The organism is Bradyrhizobium sp. HKCCYLRH3059, assembly GCF_051168035.1.
GTDB lineage: Bacteria > Pseudomonadota > Alphaproteobacteria > Rhizobiales > Xanthobacteraceae > Bradyrhizobium.
Genome location: NZ_JBNPUF010000003.1, coordinates 650,367 through 665,906, shown reverse-complemented (window position 1 = coordinate 665,906; position 15,540 = coordinate 650,367). Strand labels below are relative to the sequence as shown.

The 15,540-nt window shown below is 66.1% G+C and carries 14 protein-coding genes; 10 read left to right on the top strand and 4 right to left on the bottom strand.

The window, feature by feature from the left end:
- Positions 1–538: 538 nt before the first annotated feature.
- The gene (locus tag ACQR13_RS13825) at positions 539–1,018 is read left to right on the top strand and encodes a VOC family protein (protein ID WP_315750348.1); all 480 of its coding nucleotides are present in this window, start codon (positions 539–541) and stop codon (positions 1,016–1,018) included.
- A 39-nt stretch (positions 1,019–1,057) separates the two neighbouring features.
- Here the strand turns inward: ACQR13_RS13825 and ACQR13_RS13820 are convergent, their stop codons facing one another.
- Positions 1,058–1,777 (bottom strand): class I SAM-dependent methyltransferase, encoded by a 720-nt coding sequence (locus ACQR13_RS13820; RefSeq protein ID WP_315718225.1) that lies wholly within the window; start codon positions 1,775–1,777, stop codon positions 1,058–1,060.
- 267 nt (positions 1,778–2,044) lie between these two features.
- Between ACQR13_RS13820 and ACQR13_RS13815 the strand changes: the two genes are divergently transcribed.
- The 4 genes from ACQR13_RS13815 to ACQR13_RS13800 all read left to right on the top strand — a co-directional run bounded on the left by ACQR13_RS13815 (position 2,045) and on the right by ACQR13_RS13800 (position 4,263).
- Positions 2,045–2,353 carry a hypothetical protein gene (locus tag ACQR13_RS13815; protein WP_315718257.1) on the top strand — a complete coding sequence of 103 codons (309 nt, stop codon included), beginning with the start codon at positions 2,045–2,047 and terminating at the stop codon, positions 2,351–2,353.
- A gap of 269 nt (positions 2,354–2,622) precedes the next feature.
- Positions 2,623–3,021: a hypothetical protein gene (locus ACQR13_RS13810; protein WP_315750347.1), complete on the top strand. Its 399-nt coding sequence runs from the start codon at positions 2,623–2,625 to the stop codon at positions 3,019–3,021.
- Positions 3,022–3,094: 73 nt separating this feature from the next.
- A complete protein-coding gene (locus tag ACQR13_RS13805; protein WP_315718223.1) occupies positions 3,095–3,901 on the top strand; it encodes a sensor histidine kinase in 807 nt (268 codons plus the stop codon).
- Positions 3,892–4,263 (top strand): signal transduction histidine kinase, encoded by a 372-nt coding sequence (locus ACQR13_RS13800; RefSeq protein ID WP_316201139.1) that lies wholly within the window; start codon positions 3,892–3,894, stop codon positions 4,261–4,263. Before ACQR13_RS13805 ends, ACQR13_RS13800 begins: the two co-directional genes overlap by 10 nt.
- Before the next feature lie 19 nt (positions 4,264–4,282).
- Here ACQR13_RS13800 and ACQR13_RS13795 read toward each other — a convergent pair whose 3' ends face one another.
- Entirely contained in the window at positions 4,283–5,203 is a 921-nt protein-coding gene (locus ACQR13_RS13795; protein WP_316201140.1) for a LysR family transcriptional regulator, read from the bottom strand.
- Between the two features lie 134 nt (positions 5,204–5,337).
- Between ACQR13_RS13795 and ACQR13_RS13790 the strand changes: the two genes are divergently transcribed.
- Positions 5,338–6,618: a gallate dioxygenase gene (locus ACQR13_RS13790; protein WP_316201141.1), complete on the top strand. Its 1,281-nt coding sequence runs from the start codon at positions 5,338–5,340 to the stop codon at positions 6,616–6,618.
- Positions 6,619–6,660: 42 nt separating this feature from the next.
- Here ACQR13_RS13790 and ACQR13_RS13785 read toward each other — a convergent pair whose 3' ends face one another.
- A complete protein-coding gene (locus tag ACQR13_RS13785; RefSeq protein WP_434841251.1) occupies positions 6,661–7,818 on the bottom strand; it encodes a PcfJ domain-containing protein in 1,158 nt (385 codons plus the stop codon).
- Between the two features lie 582 nt (positions 7,819–8,400).
- Here ACQR13_RS13785 and ACQR13_RS13780 point away from each other — a divergent pair.
- Positions 8,401–10,143, top strand: coding sequence for a hypothetical protein (locus tag ACQR13_RS13780; protein ID WP_316201143.1), 1,743 nt, complete (start codon positions 8,401–8,403; stop codon positions 10,141–10,143).
- Positions 10,144–10,366: 223 nt separating this feature from the next.
- On the opposite strand, the gene ACQR13_RS13775 is transcribed toward ACQR13_RS13780, so the two are convergent.
- On the bottom strand, positions 10,367–11,983 hold the full coding sequence (locus tag ACQR13_RS13775; RefSeq protein ID WP_316201144.1) for a flavin monoamine oxidase family protein: 1,617 nt from the start codon (positions 11,981–11,983) through the stop codon (positions 10,367–10,369).
- A gap of 136 nt (positions 11,984–12,119) precedes the next feature.
- Here ACQR13_RS13775 and ACQR13_RS13770 point away from each other — a divergent pair, with 136 nt between their 5' ends.
- The 3 genes from ACQR13_RS13770 to ACQR13_RS13760 all read left to right on the top strand — a co-directional run bounded on the left by ACQR13_RS13770 (position 12,120) and on the right by ACQR13_RS13760 (position 15,387).
- Positions 12,120–12,524: a nuclear transport factor 2 family protein gene (locus tag ACQR13_RS13770; protein ID WP_315718215.1), complete on the top strand. Its 405-nt coding sequence runs from the start codon at positions 12,120–12,122 to the stop codon at positions 12,522–12,524.
- Between the two features lie 276 nt (positions 12,525–12,800).
- Positions 12,801–13,319, top strand: a complete 519-nt coding sequence (locus ACQR13_RS13765; protein WP_316201584.1) for a hypothetical protein — start codon at positions 12,801–12,803, stop codon at positions 13,317–13,319.
- 448 nt (positions 13,320–13,767) lie between these two features.
- A complete protein-coding gene (locus ACQR13_RS13760; protein ID WP_316201145.1) occupies positions 13,768–15,387 on the top strand; it encodes a rhodanese-like domain-containing protein in 1,620 nt (539 codons plus the stop codon).
- Positions 15,388–15,540: the final 153 nt, after the last annotated feature.

Below are 15,540 nucleotides of genomic sequence, written 5' to 3'. Positions count from 1 at the left end.
TTTTGCGACAACGCGCCTTTGGCGCGTTGCGCAGACCTCAGCGTCGAGAGGCCAGGACCACACGACTTCGCCGTCCGTAACGCCCGCGCTCGTCAGGCGCAGCCGTCACGTCCATCGCAGCCCGCCTCCACGTTCGTGACGACGCGTACGTCCCTCTGCTCGAGGCGGGATGGGTGGAGATAAACATGATTTCTGAAAAACAGCAAGTGAAATCTTTTCGCCTCGGGACCAAGGTGTCCGACAGACGACCTCACCGGCATCCTTGTCGCCGCGTATCGGCACACCGGACCGCGCCGCCGCGCTCAGCAACTACGCCGCATCGACCTCACTGATGCGGCAACGTGAAACTCCCCCCTAAACGGTGATGGACCACCCGCGAAAAAACTTGATGGAATCTCCGATCGAGGTGTCGGATTGCGACGTTCCGGACCGTCCTTGGATCAGCCAGATCGAGATCGGCTGGCTCGAGCATGTCCAAAACGGCCGCCCATCAGGCGATGAAGCGCGGCCTGTACTCTGAACGCAAGGGAGCCCTGCAATGGCACAGCACAAAAACACGATCTGCCTGTGGTTCGACAAGGACGCCGAGGCGGCCGCGCGGTTCTATGCCGAGGTGTTTCCCGACAGTCACGTGGCCTCCGTGCACCGCGCGCCGGGCGACTATCCGTCCGGCAAGGCCGGCGACGTGCTGACGGTGCAATTCACGGTGTGTGGCATCCCCTGTCTCGGCCTCAATGGCGGACCTGCGTTCACCCACAACGAATCCTTCTCGTTCCAGATCGCCACCGACGATCAAGCGGAGACGGACCGCTATTGGAGTGCCATTGTCGGCAATGGCGGCCAGGAAAGCCAATGCGGCTGGTGCAAGGACAAATGGGGCATCTCCTGGCAGATCACGCCGCGCGCGCTCACCGACGCGATGGCAGCCGGCGGAGCCGAGGCCAAGCGCGTGTTTGCCGCGATGATGACGATGAAGAAGATCGACGTCGCCGCCATCGAGGCAGCGCGGCGGGGATGACCCTCGCCAGCCGGAGCGCAGCATCGCCGCGCTCCGGCGTCACGGGCGCAGGCACCGCAGATGCAGGAATAGCGGCACGCGCAGCCAGCGCCGGCTGCTGTCGCGGGTGATAATCGCTTCGGGAATGGACGGCTCGCGCAGCGCCTCGATCAGGAATCCCTCCGCTTCCAGCGCTTCGAAATAGCTCTGCAGCGGGCGATGCGCGCTGTGGAAGGTCATGCTGAGCCCGTCGCGCTCGATTGCGTCGCTGAAGGTGTAGGAGTCCAGATAGCTGCCCTGGATGACGAAGGGCGCATCCGATGCCAGGCTCGCGAACCGCCCGGCCGAGTTGAGCGGGTGGACGATCGCCATGCAGAAGCGGCCGCCGCGCCTGAGAACCCGCGCAAGCTCGCGCACCGCGGCCGGCATCGCGTCAACGTCCTGCAGCGACATGAAGGCGATCGCGAGATCCGCGCATGCATCGGCCAGCGGCAGCGCGGCCGCGTCCGCACGCACGACGCCGATCGTGGGATCGGCCGCCCGGGCCGCGGCGATCAACGACGGCGATGCATCGACGCCGACCACTCTGTGCCCTTCGGAGGCGAGATGTCGCGACAGCCTGCCCTCGCCGCAGCCGATGTCGAGCGTGAGCGCACCGGGCGGCGGCAGCAAGCGGCTGAATTGCTCGCGATGGTGGCGCCAGAAGCTGTCGTGACCCGGCGCTCTCGCCCAGGCGAGCCACCGGCCGGCCTCTGCTTCCCACTGCTCGCGCAAATTCATCGCGGCCTCCTCGCCCGACCCTGCGGATTCAAGAGCCGCGCTTCTTAAACTGCTTCCTCGCCCAAGTCATCAGCGGCGCGGGTCGTTACCTGACGGGCATGCCCGTCCGTGTGCCGCTCGAGACCAACAGCGTCCTGTCCGATGTCGCCACAGCGCCGCACAGGCAGCCGTTCGACGCCAAAACAAATGCCACCGCCGGGGAACCATGGGATGGCCAGCAGATTGGTTCCATGACGCAATCCCCGCACCCGGAGTCATGTCATGACCATGAAGATTCTTACGATCACGCTCGCAGCCGCCGCGAGCACATTGATGGCCGCAGCCGCCTCCGCTGCCCCGCTCACGGCCGGAATATCGATCCTCCCGGAGAGCAGCATCCAGCAGGTTCGCATGGTCTGCAACGAGAACGGCCGCTGCTGGCGCCAAGGCCGCGAACGCCGTGTCATCATCCGCGAAGACCGCGGCGCCTACGGCTATGGCCGGCACGAGCGGCGTGGCTATGAAGGACGTGACTATGAAGATCGTGGCGGCATCGGCATCCACGCGCCCGGCGTGAGCGTCGGAATCGGCCGATAACACGTCCGACGTCTGACTCATGCCAAGGCATCGTGATCAGGACTGCACATGATCTACAAATGAGCCAAGCGTCCGACGTTCGCATGTCGATGCAACGATGCTACGAACGTCGGATGAGCCGCAGGGCCAGACTCGCTCTCGCTTCAGGCGATGGCGGCGACCGGATCCTCACGGCAAATAATTTCGGCTGGACCTCGCTATTGCGCGCGCACACACCATATGTTGATGATCACCGCGCGTCCCCCGGCTGCCATCGGTGACTGAGAGCCATGCGCTCCCGCCGCGACCAGAAGGCGGACAGCATGTCGAAAACTTCGAACACCTCTTCGAACACCACCACGTCCAGTGCGCGCGTGGTTGGTGCGACCGCTCCTGGCGCCGCCATTCTTTGGGCTGCCGATCGTCGCCGCGATTCTGATCCGGTGGCCGCCGTTCGCAGCGGGGCGCTTGCGCCAGGTCACCCCGACAAGCCGTCCGAGCCGGCCAAGCGAGAGCGGTCATCGCTGCACGCGACGCTCGCCACCAGGGCGGAGAATGCGCTGGAGACGGCGGGCCTGATGCAGCAAGGCGGCGAGCGCGCTGCCGCGATCAGGAAGGCGACCATCCTCGCAAACGCCGCCGAGATACTCGGGCATTTCAACGGAAGTGTCCGTTCGCGAACGAAGTGACGCTGGGGCGGCCTGCTCCTGCGTACCATCGTGCCCGCCGAGGGCGGCATCCGGTGCAAGGACATGTCAGCCAATGCTCGAGATCAACCTCACCACAGAGCCTCCTCACGGCACGGTCGTGGATCCCGACTTTCTGCTGACGGAAATCATCGGGCTGAAGCGCCTGCTCGCCGAGGCCGAGAGCAATGCCAAGACCCGGTCCGAGCAGGCCGAAATCGAGGCGAGAGAACGCGAGACGGCGAGCAGGCTGCAAAAGCTCATTCTCGAGGAGCTGCACCATCGCATCAAGAATACGCTCGCGACGGTCACCGCCATCGTCTCCCAGAGCCTCCGCAACGTGCCGGCGACCAAGGATGCACAGCATGCCATCTCCGGGCGGCTCCTGGCCCTCGGACGGGCACACGATCTCCTCCTGCAAGCGAAATTGTCCAGCGGCGATCTCCGCACGGTGATTCGTACGTCCGTCCAGGCCTTCGACACGCCCGACGACTCACGCTTTGCGATCACCGGACCCGACGTGCTGGTGACGCCGGATGCCGTCATCGCCCTCGCGATGACGCTCAACGAGCTATGCACGAACGCCCTGAAGTTCGGCGCGCTGTCCGTGCCGGAAGGACGCGTCGATCTGCTTTGGACCGTCGACCAACGCCGGGTCCGCTTCGCCTGGACCGAAAGACACGGCCCGGTCGTTCAACAGCCCGCCAGCCGAAGCTTCGGAACCCGGCTGATCGAAACGCTCGGCGTGCAGCTCGGCGGCGAGGTTCAGTTGACCTATGCGCCGTCAGGGCTCTCCTACACGTTCGATGCGCCGATCGCCGTTCTCGACTCTCCCGTGAGACCGCCGATGCACGCAACAGAAAGGGATCTCCGATGTCGCTGAGCCAATTTCGCGTCGATGAGCAGCCGCATACGATGGACGGATTGCGCCTGCTCGCCCAAGATGGCGCCGTCGGCGTCGAGGCCTTCGTCAGCCGCAAGGTGATGGACATCTGGGCCGAGTCGATCGAGCACACGGGCAGCCGGCAGAGCCTGTTTCGTGTCCAATACAATGCGCTGGGACAATTGAACCTTGCTGCGATCGAGCGGATCGTGAGCAGGAAATATCGGCGCGGCGCCGCATCCAACCGGCAGCATCCCTTCATCGAGGTGCTGTTCTCGGATATCGCCGACAGCGGTGAAACGCTCAATTTGAGCGAACTGGTGCGAGAGCCATTGCCGCCGTCATTCCATCGGCTTGCGTGAGACAGACGGACGGCGCACCTCAGGTCTGACCGATCAGGGTGTGCGCGGACGCGGCACAGATCTCCTCGAGGAAGTCGAGGAAGACGCGGGCGCGCGAGGAGATCAGCTTGCGGCTCGGAAAGATCGCGGTCAGCTGGGCGGCGCGAGTGTCGAACACGACCCCCCTGCCGATCTCGACCAGCCGGCCCTCGCCGAGCAACTCGACGCAATAGTGCTCCGGCAGAAAGGAAATGCCGGCGCCGTGGGCGACGGCGCGGCGCACCGCCAGCGGATTGTTGATGCGGGCGACATGCGCACCGACGTCGAAGCGGACGAGATGGCCGTGCTGCTTGATCATCAGGGTGCGATCGCCATAGCGCCGCTCGCAGATCATGAGATGGCGCTCCAGCGCGCGGACGTCCTCGCCGATGTCGTGCGCGGCGAGATAGGCGGGGCTGGTCACCCAGATCAGGCGGCCGCCGATCAGCACTTTCTGCGCCAGCTCGGAATTCTCCTGCACGCCGACCACGACCGCGATGTCGAAGCGGTCGGCCAGCATGTCGATCGCGCGCGTGGTCGCCTCGACATCGAGCTCGATGCGCGGATAGCGGCGGTGGAATTCGGCGAGCTGCGGCGCCAGGATCTCCTCGCAGAACGCCGGCGGCAGCGCCACCGACAGCCGGCCGCTGGGCACGCCGACCAGCCCGGTCATGACCGCGTCGGCTTCCGAGACCTGATCCAGGATCTTCTGACATTGCTGGAAGAACAGCTCGCCCTCGCGGGTCACCCGGACGCGCCGCGAGTTGCGGTCGAACAGCCGGATGCCGAGATCCTGCTCGAGCCGGGCGACCGATTTGCTGACCGAGGATTTCGGCATGCCCAGCGACCGCGAGGCGCCGGTTATGCCGCCGGTCGCCACCACCGCATGGAACACAGGAATGTCCTCGATCCGCCATTTCATCCGAGAGCCGCTCGTTCATCGAGAGAAACGATCCGTGCACGTTAGCATGATTGTCTAGCAGGGGAAACTTCGTATGGTCCGTCCCGGCGCGGCCGGGGGTGACAGTCAGCGGCGGCCCATTCGCGGAGGGACACATGGCCCGGATCATCGGCGGCATCGGCGCATCGCACTCGCCCACCATCGGCTTCGCACGCGACACCAACAAGCAGAACGACCCGGCCTGGAAGCCGATCTTCGACGGCTTCGCGGTCGTGCGCGACTGGGTGAAGCAGAAGGACATCGATGTCCTGTTCATGATCTACAATGATCACATCACCTCGTTCTTCTTCGATCACTACTCCGCCTTCGCGCTCGGCATTGACGACCGCTATGTCGCCGCCGACGAAGGCGGCGGACCGCGCGACGTGCCGCCGGCGAAGGGCCACCTCGGCCTGTCGCAGCACATCGCGATGGCGATGATGGCGGACGAGTTCGACATGTCGTTCTTCCAGGGCAAGCCGGTCGATCACGGCCTGCTGTCGCCGCTGTCGATGATGGGCGATGCCAGCGGCCCGTGGCCGGGCATGGTGGTGCCGCTGCAGGTCGGCGTGCTGCAGCTGCCGATTCCCAATGCGAAGCGGATGTGGAAGCTCGGCAAGACCCTGCGCAAGGCGATCGAGAGCTATCCGGAAGACCTGAAAGTGGCGATCTTCGCCACCGGCGGGCTGTCGCACCAGGTTCACGGCGAGCGCGCCGGCTTTCTCAACGAGGACTGGGACAACGAATTCCTCGATCTGCTGGAAAAGGACCCGGAGCGGCTCACTGCGATGCGGATCGCCGACTATGCAATCAAGGGCGGCATGGAAGGCGCCGAGGTGATCATGTGGCTGATCATGCGCGGCGCGCTGTCCGAGAACGTGAAGCTCGTGCACAGGCAGACCTACGCACCGTCGGTGACCAACATCGCTACCCTCGTGTTCGAGGATCTCGGCGGCGCGCCCGACCCACGGGAGGTCGCGGCCTATCGCGCGCATATCGGACATGAGCTCGCGGGCGCCGAGACGCTGGCTGGTACCTATCCGTTCACCCATGGCCGCAGCCAGGCCAATTTCCGCATCAACGACTTCCTGCACCGGCTCGTCATCCCCGCGCATCGCGCGAGATTCGTTGCGGAATTCGACGCGCTGGCGGACGAGCACGGTCTCACGGACGAGGAGCGCGACCTGATCCGCAACCGCCGCTGGATCGAGATGATCAGGCGGGGGGTCAGCTTCTTCGTGCTGGAGAAGATGGCGGCGGTGATCGGCGTCTCCAACCCGGAGGTCTACGCAGCCTTCCGCGGCGAGACGCTGGAAGCCTTTTTGAAGACCCGCAAGGTCCCGATGCGCTACTCCGTCGCCGGCGGCGCCAAGGCGGCCGCGATCGACGGACATTGATACCGACGTACGAGCTGCGTCGCCCGGCAGGGGCGACGCAGCTCATGTCTGCGGCAGCTCGATCCCGCGCGCCTTGGCCCAGCGCTCCAGGACCTTGCGCTCGTCCGCGTTAGCGACGCGGTTGGCGAAGCCGCGGATCTGAACCGCGCGGTGCCGCGGGTTGAGCTCGATCGTCAGCAGCCGCTGCGTCTTGCCGGCGTGACGATAGCGCAGCGACCAGATCGAGGCGTGGCCGGCAATGCACTTGTCCGCGTAGCTCGCGACACAGTGATGCATCGCCCTGGACTCCGCGACGAGATCCTCGGCGGTCCGCAACTGCATGATGACATACGCGTCGCGCGTGGCCGAGCCCTTCGACGGGCTCCATGACCAGTCCGTCAGCGCGGCCCCCGGCCAATGCGCTGGCTCCGCGGTCCGTGCCGCCATGCGGCCACGGGCGATCTCGGCCCGCCGGCGCGCCGCCTCGATGCGCGCGATCACCGCGAGATCACGATGCCATGCGTTCATCAGCCGGCGCAGCGCGGCCAGCGAGCGGCCCTTGAGGCTGAACTGGCGCTCGCGCCGGCGACGATGCGCGATGTAGTCGCAGAGATCGTCGATCTCCTCGCCCGTCGTCGGATGTGCGCAGAAGAACTGCGCCGCCTCGCGCCAGAACGCGATCTCGCCGCGCGGCGTCCGCGCAATCCTGGACCGGGCAATCCGCAACACGATCGCCGGATCGCTCGTGTAGGACCGCGCGATCGCCTGCCATATCGCCTCGTCGAAGCCGACCTGCCCGAGCGGATGGAGAAATGCGTGAACCTCCTTGCGCGACAGCCAAGCCGAGGCGCCTGCCTTGTACAGCGAGCCGCCGCCGGCGACCGCGATGTACCAGCGCTTGCGCAGGATCGTCTCGTCGCGGCCGAGCCCGCCGTCATCGATCCAGATCAGCTCCAGGTGCTGGGCCAGCGAATAGCGGCCAAACAGATGACGCGCAGCCGCCAGCCGCAGCCGCGCGGCGTCGCGCGTCTTCAACTGGGGCTTCCAGCCTTCTGGATCGCGAATGATGTCAGCCTCGAAGCCGCGCCGCGCCTCGCGGATCGCATTGTGCAGATCCGGCGGCGAACGCGTCGGCCGCACCGCGCGGCGCAGCGTCAGCTGATAGGCTTCAACCCGCGCGCGCTCGGCCTCCCGCCGGCGCGCCATCAATGACTGTGCCATGGTCGTTCAACATGATGGAGTGACTGTCAGCCGAACGCACTGCGGGCGTCGGCACGGATCGTGTCGCGCACAGTGGACTTGACATGGCTGATGGCCTCTCGCGTTGAACGCTTTGAGTATTGAAACGGGCGACGCTCATACATCCGAACTGCAGATATTGCAAGCCGTCGCGCGCCACTCTTCAGCGCAGGCATGTCACGAGGCATCAGCGGCGGGGCACGCCAACGCTATATTCTTTCAGCCGCGCATCATCACGAAGCGCGGCGCTGTTAGTTGCAAATGATTCTATTCACCGACGAGCAGGATGCAGCGCCCAATCAGGCATGCGGCAGAACGTCGCACGCGCCCAACGAATATTTCTCCTCCGCCAGACAGAAACAAACAGACTGGAAAGCCGGCCCGCTGCCCGTTCGATGACGACTTTGCAGCGGCCGACGGCCCGATTGTGTAACTACAAAGCTCCTCACGTCACGACATGCACCATCCCGACGACCTGCATCGAAGCGATACAGGCGAACGCAGATGCATTGCCGACCAGGATTGTCATGCCGCGACAGCAGTAAAGTGTGAGGAGACGATCGAATGGCCACCAACTTCAATGCGACTGCGCTCGCCAACGGCACGTCCAACCTGCTCACGCGAGCGAGTGCGCTCAATCTGTCGACCGATCTGGTTCAAGCCGGCGTCGTCTTCGACGACGCCGTTCGCATCTCGCTCGGCCTCTATTCCGGCAGTCAAGGCAGCGGCAATTCGAACACCTTCCTGTCGAACTACACCACTGACATCCATGCGGTGCAGAACGATATCGCGGCCATCCTGGCCAACCCGAACGACGTGACGATCGGTGGCGAAACGTTTGCGCTGAACTCCACAGACATCGCCGCGCTGACCAACGTCCAGACCCAGCTCGGCACGCTGCTGACCGCGGCCGCGCAGACCACGAATGCGACGACATTGTCGGCGGCGTCGCAGACCATCCACGCGTTGCAGACCGAGATCCTGTCGGAGATCAACAACGACGCGCATCTGTCGGCGGCACTCAACAACGTCACCTTCACCGCCAATACCGGCGCGACCGACGTTGCGTTCCAGAACCTGCCGGCAGGCGCAGACGATCCGACCACGCTCGCGGCCGCGACGGCGGGCACCAGCCTGAAGGTGGTCGGCGAGGTCTTCAATGCCGCAGTGAGCGTCATCTCCGGCGGCATCAACGCGACCAATCTGACCCAAGTGACCAACGACCTGACGGCGGTGCAATCGGGCCTCACGGCCATCCTCGCCAACGCGACCCTGCTCGCGCACATCGAAGCCGGAGAAACCACCAACGCGGCAGCCGCCACGACGCTTCACCTCCAGACGGTGCTGAATCAGGTCACACTGCAGCTCGAGAAATACGATGCCGCCGCCGCGACCGGAAACACCACCGCGCTGCGGGGCACGGCGGACAATCTGCTCGACATCATCGACATCGTCCAGAACGACGCCGCTTTGAACGTCGCGGCCGGCGGTAACGGCAATCCGGGCCACACCGGCGGCTTCGCCGAGGATCCGGGCGGCCTCACCGGCACGGTCACGCGGTTCCAAGACAATCAGGCGCAAACCAATTTCTGGGCCACCTTCGTCGCCGAGGCGAACACGATCAACGCGCAACTGATGGCGATCGTGAACGGCAGCGGTACGGCCAGCCAGGCGCTGATCACGCAGATCGAGAACTACAACAATTTCGGTGCCAGCTTCGATGCCGCCCAGGGCGCCGTGTTCCAGGGCCGTTTCGACAACGAGCTCAACAATGGCACGCTGCAGGCGGACTCCGCCACCGCCATCAAGGGACTGCAGGGCATCCTGAACGGGGATACCGGCGCGGCGCTCACTTCGGACCTCGCGATGCTGACGGCTGCCGGTGAGGGCTTCGTCGCCGACGCGAACGACGTCAGCGGCAACAACATCGCGATCGGCGGCGCGACCTATGTCGGATCGGCAACGACGGTCTCCAAGGCGACATCGGTCGCCGGCCTCGCCCAGGGGACGACGAAGGTCACGGCCACGCCGAACATCGCAAACGGCACCGGCGGTACCAGCACGTCCACGGCCGCGACATCGAGCGGCGGAACCACGACCAAGGCCGGGACGACGACCGCGACCAACGCCACCGGCAATACGACATCGACGACCACCAAGACGACCACTCAAGGCTCTTCGCACCATCACCACAACAACACGACGGCCGCCGCCCACAACTCGACCTCCACCCACACCACGGCAGCGGCGCATTCTTCGACCGTCGTCGATCATCACCACCACGCACTGCACCACATCTGGGGCTGATATAGCCGACGGCGCGCGCCGGACATCGGTCACCGCTCCACGGTAGCTGTCGCGCAGGAGGTCGAGCTCGGCGCCCGCGAGCTGCGCGAGGTTGACCTCGACCTTGTCGCCGAAGCGCAACTGCTCCATGAGCGGAGCGAGGTGCGGAAAGGCCGCCGCCATCGTCTCGATGGTGGGGCGTTCGATCTGCAGCCTCATGGCTCGCACCTCGATGCCGTCCGACTCACGACGACACTCTCGTCGGCGGGCGCATCGCCGCTTCCGCCTTGGCCAGCAGCAGACGGTTCGCGGCGAGCGAGAACTCCTGCCAGGCGGCGGCGATGTCGCGCAGGATCGTCTGCAGATAATCCTTCGACGGCTTGTGCTCGAACGGAAAGTTCGACAGCGCGCAGGAGGTGCGGTTGAACGCGACGGCGTCGTCGAGCAGCGACTGCATGACGTCGCGAAACGGCTTCTGGATCTCGGGCATCAGGGCGGAGCGACCGCGTTCGACGGCGACGTCGCGCATGTCGAAGGTCAGTGCGTCCAGCACCTGCAGCGCCGCAGCGAACACCTGCTCGGTGGCCCCGAGAAGAGCGAGCTGGGTCAGCTGCTCGCGCTGCTGCGCGGCGAGGCCGCGGTTGAGCCGCTGCCGATAATCGTCGAACGCGGCATCGCGCTGCGCGGCGACCCAGGCGCCGAACCAGGCGAGACTCGCTGCGTTGCCCGACAGCCCGTCGCCGATCGCCGCGGCCGGGCGCGGCCCGGCGGTCTCGCTGATCACCCGGGCCATCGCGCGCTCGATGCGCCTGGCGGCGTTCAGGGCACCTTCGAGATAGCCGGCCGCGTGGCTTGCGGTTTCGGCGCCACCGAGATGCAACCGCCCGTCCCATAGCGCCCGCCGCAGCATCGGATTGGCGATCTCGCTGTGCTCGCCGCGCGGCGTGGTGCGATCCAGTGCGCTGCAGGTGAAGCGCTCGGCCGCCCAGTCCTGATAGTGCTGCTCACCGCCTTCCAGCGCGGAGCCGAACAGTTGCACCATCTGGCTGTCCATCAGCAACGGCAGCCCGACGCTGAAGGTCGCGCGCAGATCGGGCGGGAACGCGAGGAAGCCGCCGAGCGCAGCGCGGTCGCCGCCGGCATCGCAGGCATCGAAGATCTCGCCGATCACGGCCTGCTCGTGGCTGACGAATGCATTGCCGGACCGGCCCTGGTCGCGCCAATGCGCCTGGTCGTAGGCGATCACGACCTTGGCCTGCGCAGCCATCCAGGTCTCGGCGCCACGCATCGCCTCGAAGGTCGCGTCGTCCAACGCGGGAAAGAAGCCGACGTGGTCGATCAGCAGCCGCGGCGGCAGCGCGAGCACGGCGCGCCTGGCCTCGATCGCGACCGATTCCGTTGCTGTGGCGAAGATCAGCCGCACATGCGTGCCGCAATCGACGATACGCATCAGCTCATGGCCGAGATGGATGAAGGGCTGCGGCAGATCGCGCGCCAGCGCCTCGATCAATTTCGTCATGCCGCCGGAGAGCCGACGCGCGCCCTGGTGGACCGGCGGCCCGCTGATCTGCTCGGCCGGCTTGTCCGCCTCTTCCAGATGAAGGACCGTGCCGTCATCGTGCTGGGCAAAGTCGGACAGGCCGAGCTCCGCGACCAGGCTGGCCAGCAGCGGCTGGGTGTCCGGCCAGAACCAGGTCGGGCCGAGGTCAAGCGCAAGCCCCGCCTTGCTCCTGGCCGACAGCACCCGTCCGCCCAGGCGATGTCGGGCTTCGAACAAAGCGAACGTGCTGCCGCGCTGCTGCAGGCTGCGCGCAAGTGCCATTCCGCACAATCCACCTCCGACAATGGCCGTTTCGAGCATGGCAGGACCTCGGCTGATGCGTTGCGATCGCGTCTCGACCGCGTCCTGCAAAAAGCTTGCAAGTTTTCGCAGGCGCGCGGATGTGCGTTTCCAAACATTGCTTGATTTTCGCACCGGCTTGGCTCACGCCATCACGATGAGCGATGACCGCGAGATCCTGGCCGCCAATGCGGCCTTCTATGCCGCCTTCACGGACGGTGATTTCGCGGCGCTCGTCGCCCTCTGGGCCGATCGCGACGGCATCTCCTGCATTCATCCCGGCTGGCCGGCGATCGTCGGCCGCGCCGCCGTGATCGGCAGCTGGCGCGACATCCTCGCCAACCCGGGTCGGCCGAACATCGTCTGCGCGGATCCGCACGCGATCGTCGACGGCGATCATGGTCACGTGCTCTGCATCGAGCTGGTGGACGGCGCGGCGCTCGCCGCGGCCAATCACTTCGCGCGCATCGACGGCGCCTGGCGGATGATCCACCACCAATCCAGCCCGATCGCGCAGCTCGCGACACCGGAAGACGACGCCGACGGCCATCGCCTCCACTGACCGCCGCATCTGGCACGAAACTTGATGTGTCCTCCCTGACCGGCAGCAATGTCGGGGATTGTTGATTTTCGTCGCGTCGGATTTGGACCGGATGTCCGTCTCCACGCAAGGCGATCTGCGCAGGCTGCGACCAGCAACGTGCAGATGCCGACGGGAGACAGGGATGGCACGCGCTCTGACCGCCTATCTGAAACGCAGCGATGTGCCGACGCGCACAGCGTTGCAGCAGGCCATCGACCTCGCGCTCGGACAGGCGAAGGGAGTACTGGTATGAACATAACGGCTCCGCTGCAGCCGACGGCGATCCATGCCGTTCCCGCCGAGCTCTGCGACTGCGGCTTCCGTCTGCTGATGATCAGGCAGTTCAACGTCGGCGCCGTGCCGCCGGCCTTCGCCATCATCGATCAGCGCGTCATGCGCATGCCGCAGCGGCTCGGCCGCCATGGCGTGTCGTTTGCCGCCACGTTCCTGCCCGAGGTGATGTCATGGCTGATCAATCATCTCGGCCGGCCATCGCTGCATGATGAGACCGGCCGCTCCTACCGCAATCCGCGCTGGCCTGTCGTGTGCTGGCATGACCAGGAACGCTACTGGCCGAGCGGCGCCGTCACGGTCGAGTGGTTCGCCGAGGTTGCCTTCCAGGATCACGCCTCTTGGATGGCGTTCCGTACCCATTGGCATGACGACCTGATGGGCCGGAATGGCGACGTTGACGCACCCGGTGGAGAAACCGATGCGTGCGAGCGGGACGCGGCGGGAAAGGAATTTGCCGACGACGCGTTGCAGCGAGCATGATTTGCCAAAGTCGCGCGACAGCATGACCGGACCTTGTCCGCGCAATTCTGCCGCGTGATAGTCGAGTGGCCACAGCAGCTGCGGAGGATCTCATGCGCTACGTCTCGTGGTTTGGAGGCTGGCTCGGCACCTTCCGTTCCGAGCGCATGGCGGAGCAGAGGACGACCGGACGAAACGCGGCCGTTCTTCCGCGGCGGTCCGCCGGGCTCTCGAGCGAGGATTTGTTCTACATCGCCATGCTTGGGCCGCACGTCTGACCGGCGCTGCCGCCGAGCGCAATCGGGGGCGGCGGGCTGGACAAACGGTCGTCCTGCCGCCACACAAGGGCGATTCCATGCGCCCCGGCCCCGGGCCGCGCACCGTGATTGTGGGTCCATGCCGCAGGTCTGCTCCACGGACGCATGAACGATGCCGGGGACCGCGGCGGACCTCACCTGCGGACTCCCGAATGACATCGCCGACGCCCTCTCACCTGCCCCGAAATGCATCCGATCAGCCGCGCCAGACGACCCCGACCGAGCTGCGGCGGCGCTGGCGTGCCGGCGAGGAGGTGGCGCTGCTCGATGTCCGCGAGGAGGGCCCCTACTCGCTGTCGCACCCGTTCTTCGCGGTGTCGCTGCCACTGTCGCAGATCGAGCTGCGCATCCTCGATCTCGTGCCGCGTCTGAATGTACCCGTCGTCGTTTATGATGACGGCGAAGGCTATGCCGCCCGCGCGGTGCCGCGCATTCATGCACTGGGCTACACCGACGTCGCGATGCTCGCTGGCGGGCTGTCGGGCTATGCGCGCCATGGCGAGGTGTTCCGGGACGTCAACGTGCCGAGCAAGGCGTTCGGCGAATTGGTCGAGGCCATCCGGCACACGCCGTCTCTGTCGGCCGACGAAGCCAAGGCGCTGATCGAGCGCGAGTCGAATCTGGTCGTGCTCGACGCCCGCCGCTTCGAGGAATATCGCACCATGAGCATCCCGCGCGGGGTCAGTGTCCCCGGCGGCGAGCTGGCGTTTCGGGCGCGCGAGCTCGCGCCGTCGCCCGACACCACGATCATCGTCAACTGCGCCGGACGCACGCGCTCGATCATCGGCACGCAGTCGTTGATCAATGCCGGGCTGCCGAACAAGATCTATGCGTTGCGCAACGGCACCATCGGCTGGACCCTTGCCGGCCATCAGGTCGAACGCGGCAGGACCGCGCGCATGCTGGAGCGGCCAGAGGCGAGCTACGCGACCGCGCTGGCGGATGCCAAGGCCTGGTCCGAGCGCGTCGGGGTCGGCGTGCTCGATGCCGTGACCTTCGCGCGCTATCAGGCCGAGGCTGGGACGCGCACGCTGTATTGCCTCGACGTTCGCACGCCCGAGGACTACGCCGCCGGCCATCCGGCTGGCTTCGCGTCGGCGCCGGGCGGCCAGCTGGTGCAGGCGACCGACGAGTGGGTCGGCGTGCGCGGCGCCCGCCTGGTGCTGTTCGACGATGACGGCGTGCGCGCGCGCATGACGGCGTCATGGCTGAAGCAGATGGGCTGGGACGTGGCGGTCGTGGGACCGGATGTCGTTGGAACGACCGAAACCGAAATCCGCGCCGCACGCCGACCGCCGCTGCCGCAGCTTGGCGACGCGGCGATCAGCGCCGAGCAACTCGCGGCCGATGCGGCGGCGTGGACCATCGTCGATCTCACGCGCAGTCCGAGCTACAAGGCCGGACACATTCCGGGCGCACACTTCGTGCTGGCGTCGCGCTTTTCATCGGATCTCGTCAAGCTGCCAGGCGACGGTCCGATCGTGCTGACAAGTGACGACGGCGCCGAGGCGGCCTTTGCGCTTGCGGATGCACGTGCCGCAACGACGCGTGAGCTCCGCGCGCTCACCGGCGGTACGCGCGCCTGGACGGCTGCCGGCCATGTGCTGGAGAGCGATCGGTCCTCATGGATCTCGCCTGCCGACGACGTCTACAAGCGTCCCTATGAGGGCACCGACAACGCCGCCGAAGCGATGCAGGCCTATATCGACTGGGAGCTGCAGCTCGTCGCCCAGCTCGCCAACGACAGCGTGTCGAATTTCCACGTGGTATAGGTCGGCGACGGACTCGACCTCGTCATTCCGGGGCGCCCGCAAGGCGAGCCCGGAATCCATTTCACTGGGGAGCGTGAGGACAGATGGATTCCGGGCTCGCGCGACGCGCGCCCCGGAATGACGGGGGCGGATGCCGAAGAGCCCCGGCTAAGA

Bases quoted from the DNA above. Each gene is read 5' to 3' on its own strand.
- ACQR13_RS13785 (WP_434841251.1), bottom strand. From the start codon at position 7,818: ATGGCACAGTCATTGATGGCGCGCCGGCGGGAGGCCGAGCGCGCGCGG.
- ACQR13_RS13825 (WP_315750348.1), top strand. From the start codon at position 539: ATGGCACAGCACAAAAACACGATCTGCCTGTGGTTCGACAAGGACGCC.
- ACQR13_RS13820 (WP_315718225.1), bottom strand. From the start codon at position 1,777: ATGAATTTGCGCGAGCAGTGGGAAGCAGAGGCCGGCCGGTGGCTCGCC.
- ACQR13_RS13810 (WP_315750347.1), top strand. From the start codon at position 2,623: ATGCGCTCCCGCCGCGACCAGAAGGCGGACAGCATGTCGAAAACTTCG.
- ACQR13_RS13780 (WP_316201143.1), top strand. From the start codon at position 8,401: ATGGCCACCAACTTCAATGCGACTGCGCTCGCCAACGGCACGTCCAAC.
- ACQR13_RS13760 (WP_316201145.1), top strand. From the start codon at position 13,768: ATGACATCGCCGACGCCCTCTCACCTGCCCCGAAATGCATCCGATCAG.
- ACQR13_RS13770 (WP_315718215.1), top strand. From the start codon at position 12,120: ATGAGCGATGACCGCGAGATCCTGGCCGCCAATGCGGCCTTCTATGCC.
- ACQR13_RS13815 (WP_315718257.1), top strand. From the start codon at position 2,045: ATGAAGATTCTTACGATCACGCTCGCAGCCGCCGCGAGCACATTGATG.
- ACQR13_RS13775 (WP_316201144.1), bottom strand. From the start codon at position 11,983: ATGCTCGAAACGGCCATTGTCGGAGGTGGATTGTGCGGAATGGCACTT.
- ACQR13_RS13790 (WP_316201141.1), top strand. From the start codon at position 5,338: ATGGCCCGGATCATCGGCGGCATCGGCGCATCGCACTCGCCCACCATC.
- ACQR13_RS13805 (WP_315718223.1), top strand. From the start codon at position 3,095: ATGCTCGAGATCAACCTCACCACAGAGCCTCCTCACGGCACGGTCGTG.
- ACQR13_RS13800 (WP_316201139.1), top strand. From the start codon at position 3,892: ATGTCGCTGAGCCAATTTCGCGTCGATGAGCAGCCGCATACGATGGAC.
- ACQR13_RS13795 (WP_316201140.1), bottom strand. From the start codon at position 5,203: ATGAAATGGCGGATCGAGGACATTCCTGTGTTCCATGCGGTGGTGGCG.